This window comes from Nonomuraea aurantiaca, from assembly GCF_020215705.1.
Taxonomy (GTDB): domain Bacteria; phylum Actinomycetota; class Actinomycetes; order Streptosporangiales; family Streptosporangiaceae; genus Nonomuraea; species Nonomuraea aurantiaca.
Genome location: NZ_JAIWNB010000086.1, coordinates 1 through 5,177, shown reverse-complemented (window position 1 = coordinate 5,177; position 5,177 = coordinate 1). Strand labels below are relative to the sequence as shown.

The following is a 5,177-nucleotide window of genomic DNA, read 5'->3' as shown; positions in this document are numbered from 1 at the left end:
CTTTGTGGTCAAGTCCTCGGCCTATTAGTACCGGTCAGCTCCACACGTTACCGTGCTTCCACCTCCGGCCTATCAACCCGGTCGTCTACCGGGAGCCTTACCCACTCTCATGGTGGGAGACCTCATCTCAAGGCGAGCTTCCCGCTTAGATGCTTTCAGCGGTTATCCCTTCCGAACGTAGCCAACCAGCCGTGCACCTGGCGGTACAACTGGCACACCAGAGGTTCGTCCGTCCCGGTCCTCTCGTACTAGGGACAGCCCCTTTCAAGTCTCCTGCGCGCGCAGCGGATAGGGACCGAACTGTCTCGCGACGTTCTAAACCCAGCTCGCGTACCGCTTTAATGGGCGAACAGCCCAACCCTTGGGACCTACTCCAGCCCCAGGATGCGACGAGCCGACATCGAGGTGCCAAACCATCCCGTCGATATGGACTCTTGGGGAAGATCAGCCTGTTATCCCCGGGGTACCTTTTAGCCGTTGAGCGACACCGCTTCCACACGCCGATGCCGGATCACTAGTCCCAGCTTTCGCTCCTGCTCGACCCGTCAGTCTCACAGTCAAGCTCCCTTGTGCACTTACACTCAACACCTGATTGCCAACCAGGCTGAGGGAACCTTTGGGCGCCTCCGTTACCCTTTAGGAGGCAACCGCCCCAGTTAAACTACCCACCAGACACTGTCCCCGATCCGGATCACGGACCAGAGTTAGACGTTCAAAACGACCAGAGTGGTATTTCACCAATGACTCCACCACCACTAGCGTGGCAGCTTCCCAGTCTCCCACCTATCCTACACAAGACGTTCCAAACGCCAATGTCAAGCTGTAGTGAAGGTCCCGGGGTCTTTCCGTCCTGCTGCGCGTAACGAGCATCTTTACTCGTAGTGCAATTTCGCCGGGTCTGCGGTTGAGACAGCGGGGAAGTCGTTACGCCATTCGTGCAGGTCGGAACTTACCCGACAAGGAATTTCGCTACCTTAGGATGGTTATAGTTACCACCGCCGTTTACCGGCGCTTAAGTTCTCACCTTCGCCAACTTACGTCGGCTAAGCAGTCCCCTTAACGTTCCGGCACCGGGCAGGCGTCAGTCCGTATACATCGTCTTACGACTTCGCACGGACCTGTGTTTTTAGTAAACAGTCGCTTCCCCCTGGCCACTGCGACCCCCACCAGCTCACAGAGCTAGCCTGATCACCAGCAGAGGTCCCCCTTCTCCCGAAGTTACGGGGGCAATTTGCCGAGTTCCTTAACCGCAGTTCACCCGATCGCCTTAGTATTCTCTACCTGACCACCTGAGTCGGTTTAGGGTACGGGCCGCCACAACACTCACTAGAGGCTTTTCTCGGCAGCATAGGATCATCCACTTCACCACAATCGGCTCGGCATCACATCTCAGGATACATGCGAGGCGGATTTACCTACCTCACTCCCTACATGCTTACCCCAGGACAACCATCGCCTGGGCTGGACTACCTTCCTGCGTCACCCCATCGCTTACCTACTACCCGATCGGATCGAGCGTTCAGCCTCACCCCTAGTCCCGAAGGACATCAGAGGACTTAAGGACTCTTAGCATCACGAGGTTCGATATGGGCGCATTGAAGCGGGTACGGGAATATCAACCCGTTGTCCATCGACTACGCCTGTCGGCCTCGCCTTAGGTCCCGACTTACCCTGGGCGGATTAGCCTGCCCCAGGAACCCTTGGTCATCCGGCGCGAGGGTTTCTCACCCTCGATTCGCTACTCATGCCTGCATTCTCACTCGTGTACACTCCACGGCTAGATCACTCTGCCGCTTCACCGCATACACGACGCTCCCCTACCCATCAACCCCGCATGGGGGTCAATGCCACGACTTCGGCGGTGTACTTGAGCCCCGCTACATTGTCGGCGCGGAATCACTTGACCAGTGAGCTATTACGCACTCTTTCAAGGGTGGCTGCTTCTAAGCCAACCTCCTGGTTGTCTCTGCGACTCCACATCCTTTCCCACTTAGCACACGCTTAGGGGCCTTAGTCGGTGATCTGGGCTGTTTCCCTCTCGACTACGAACCTTATCGCCCGCAGTCTCACTGCCACGCTCTCACTTACCGGCATTCGGAGTTTGGCTGACGTCAGTAACCTTGTCGGGCCCATCAGCCATCCAGTGCTCTACCTCCGGCAAGAAACACGCGACGCTGCACCTAAATGCATTTCGGGGAGAACCAGCTATCACGGAGTTTGATTGGCCTTTCACCCCTACACACAGATCATCCCCCAGGTTTTCAACCCTGGTGGGTTCGGTCCTCCACCCAGTCTTACCTGAGCTTCAACCTGCCCATGCGTAGATCACTCCGCTTCGGGTCTACAGCATGCGACTCAAACGCCCTCTTCAGACTCGCTTTCGCTACGGCTCCCCCACACGGGTTAACCTCGCCACACACCATAACTCGCAGGCTCATTCTTCAAAAGGCACGCAGTCACATCACACAGAAGACGAATCCTCTGTAAGCTCCTACGGCTTGTAGGCACACGGTTTCAGGTACTATTTCACGACCCCTCACCGGGGCACTTTTCACCTTTCCCTCACGGTACTCGTGCACTATCGGTCACCAGGGAGTATTTAGGCTTACCAGGTGGTCCTGGCAGATTCACACAGGATTTCTCGGGCCCCGTGCTACTTGGGATCCCCTCAAGAAGCCTTCAAGATTTCGCCTACCCGGCTCTCACGGTCTACGGCAGCCCTTCCCAGAGCTTTCGACTACCTCAAAGGTTTATCACTCCTTGGCCGATCGGCAGATCGACCCAGAGGGTCCCACGACCCCGGACATGCAACGCCTGCCGGCTATCACACACGCCCGGTTTAGCCTCATCCGCTTTCGCTCACCACTACTCACGGAATCACTCTTGTTTTCTCTTCCTACGGGTACTGAGATGTTTCACTTCCCCGCGTTACCACCAACCGCCCTATACATTCAGGCGGAGGCAACACCACATGACTGGTGCTAGGTTTCCCCATTCGGACATCCCCGGATCAACGTCTGGTTGGCGACTCCCCGAGGCTTAACGCAGCCTCCCACGTCCTTCATCGGCTCCTGATGCCAAGGCATCCACCGTGTGCCCTAAAAAACTTGGCCACAAAGATGCTCGCGTCCACTATGCAAATCTCAAACAACAAACAGCAACCAACCCCACCCGCCACCAGACCACCCACCCCGAAAGGGTCGATGCGATGTGACAGAAGGCGGCCCTGCATGAGGTATCCACAAACCACGGGACCGCACACCGTCTCAGCCGCCGACTTCCGCCGACGCCCCACCCCACCACCCCGGCACCAGCAGATCCGACCCGAATAGGGGTCGGCCGCTGACGCGGGTGATTTGGGGTGCGGTCGCAGTCCCAGGTCCGTTTCCTCAGGACCCAACAGTGTGTTCAAGCCGACCCGAAGCTCCTGGACGCGTCTTCCCACTCCGCTGTCGCCAGCGGCGGTACCAACGGCCCGGACGATCCGAACCACTTGAGTAGCCAGTGCTCCACTAATGAGCTGCCGAGCAGAAGACGTTCGCTTCTGACCTCGACGTAGACCGGGTGGCTTGCACCATCCGATCAGCTGCTCCTTAGAAAGGAGGTGATCCAGCCGCACCTTCCGGTACGGCTACCTTGTTACGACTTCGTCCCAATCGCCAGCCCCACCTTCGACCGCTCCCCCCAGCAAGCTGGTTGGGCCACGGGCTTCGGGTGTTGCCGACTTTCGTGACGTGACGGGCGGTGTGTACAAGGCCCGGGAACGTATTCACCGCAGCGTTGCTGATCTGCGATTACTAGCGACTCCGACTTCATGGGGTCGAGTTGCAGACCCCAATCCGAACTGAGACCGGCTTTTAGGGATTCGCTCCACCTCACGGTTTAGCAGCCCTCTGTACCGGCCATTGTAGCATGTTTGCAGCCCAAGACATAAGGGGCATGATGACTTGACGTCATCCCCACCTTCCTCCGAGTTGACCCCGGCAGTCTCCCATGAGTCCCCACCACCCCCGAAGGAGCGTGCTGGCAACATGGAACAAGGGTTGCGCTCGTTGCGGGACTTAACCCAACATCTCACGACACGAGCTGACGACAGCCATGCACCACCTGTCACCCAGTCCGAAGAGGCGCACATCTCTGCACGTTTCCGGGTGATGTCAAACCTTGGTAAGGTTCTTCGCGTTGCGTCGAATTAAGCAACATGCTCCGCCGCTTGTGCGGGCCCCCGTCAATTCCTTTGAGTTTTAGCCTTGCGGCCGTACTCCCCAGGCGGGGCGCTTAATGCGTTAGCTCCGGCACGGAGATCGTGGAAGATCCCCACACCTAGCGCCCAACGTTTACAGCGTGGACTACCAGGGTATCTAATCCTGTTCGCTCCCCACGCTTTCGCTCCTCAGCGTCAGGTAAGGCCCAGCAAGCCGCCTTCGCCACCGGTGTTCCTCCTGATATCTGCGCATTTCACCGCTACACCAGGAATTCCACTTGCCCCTACCTACCTCTAGCCGGCCCGTATCCACCGCAGACCCGCAGTTAAGCTGCGGGCTTTCACGGCAGACGCGACCAGCCACCTACGAGCTCTTTACGCCCAATAATTCCGGACAACGCTTGCGCCCTACGTATTACCGCGGCTGCTGGCACGTAGTTAGCCGGCGCTTCTTCTGCAGGTACACGTCAACTTCGTCCCTGCTGAAAGAGGTTTACAACCCGAAGGCCGTCATCCCCCACGCGGCGTCGCTGCGTCAGGCTTCCGCCCATTGCGCAATATTCCCCACTGCTGCCTCCCGTAGGAGTCTGGGCCGTGTCTCAGTCCCAGTGTGGCCGGTCGCCCTCTCAGGCCGGCTACCCGTCGTCGCCTTGGTAGGCCACTACCCCACCAACAAGCTGATAGGCCGCGAGCCCATCCCCAACCGAAAAAACTTTCCACCACCATCCGATGCCGGAGGCGGTCATATCCGGTATTAGACCCAGTTTCCCGGGCTTATCCCAGAGTCAGGGGCAGGTTACTCACGTGTTACTCACCCGTTCGCCGCTCGAGTACCCCGAAGGGCCTTTCCGCTCGACTTGCATGTGTTAAGCACGCCGCCAGCGTTCGTCCTGAGCCAGGATCAAACTCTCCAAACAATGTCTGAAGGGAAAGAAATCCCAACCATATAAAAGGAATCCACCACATCCACACC

Annotated in this window: 2 rRNA genes; both read right to left on the bottom strand. The window is 58.0% G+C overall.

Going from position 1 to position 5,177, the window contains the following annotated elements:
• Positions 1–4: 4 nt before the first annotated feature.
• Positions 5–3,113: ribosomal RNA gene (locus tag LDL49_RS56095) — 23S ribosomal RNA — on the bottom strand.
• 484 nt (positions 3,114–3,597) lie between these two features.
• Positions 3,598–5,121, bottom strand: a 16S ribosomal RNA gene (locus LDL49_RS56090).
• Together the 16S and 23S rRNA genes form the textbook arrangement of a ribosomal RNA operon.
• Between the last annotated feature and the right edge of the window lie 56 nt (positions 5,122–5,177).